General features: G+C 33.7%; 1 protein-coding gene. It reads left to right on the top strand.

Annotated elements, in window-relative coordinates; translation table 11 throughout:
* Nucleotides 1-122: 122 nt before the first annotated feature.
* On the top strand, nt 123-704 hold a 582-nt coding region (locus tag RB298_RS19835; RefSeq protein WP_486048182.1), incomplete at its 3' end, for an acyltransferase family protein.

Below are 704 nucleotides of genomic sequence, written 5' to 3'. Positions count from 1 at the left end.
TATAGATACTTAATATGAACTCATTATGAAGAAGAGTGAAGTAAACTTTTTATTGCTCTTTTTTCCAGAGAATTAGATAATATAGCAGGAACTAATTTACTTATTAAAGGAATGAAAGCTTAATGAGCAAACACCATTCATGGCTGGATGTGCTAAAAGGATTATGTATCCTTACAGTAGTGGCCGGACATTCTGGCAGCCCTTTTTTTCATCATTATTTCTTTTGGTTTCACATGCCTCTCTTTTTTATGATTAGCGGCTATCTGTTTCACCCACGTTCTAGAATACAAGAAGTACGAGAATGGATTTTGAAAAAATGGATGCGTTTACTCGTTCCTTATTTTTCTTTTGGCCTGTTAATAGCAGCCCTTATTTTTCTTCAAACATTTAATGTTCGGGAAGTGTTACTGAACATCTACCATTTATGTATTGGCGGGAGAACTCTCGGATATTATTACGGCGTTTTTTGGTTTGTCACTTGTTTATTCTTAACTCACCTTATTTTTGCCTATGCAGCCCTATTAATTAAAAGAAAAAGGTCAATGGTTCTTTTCTTAGTTTTATGCTATTTTATCGCTCATATTTATGTAAGCTTTCCATTTCTTCAACAGAAAAACATTATATGGAGCGCCAATTCTGTTTTGCTATCCATTTGTTATTACGCAATTGGATATTACAGCAGACAAACTTTTTCGTTTGTTGAG

Source organism: Priestia sp. BR_2 (genome assembly GCF_041954005.1).
Classification (GTDB): domain Bacteria; phylum Bacillota; class Bacilli; order Paenibacillales; family Paenibacillaceae; genus Paenibacillus_AQ; species Paenibacillus_AQ lautus_A.
The sequence above is the reverse complement of the archived record's forward strand: the minus strand, read 5'-3'. Positions and strand labels throughout refer to the sequence as shown.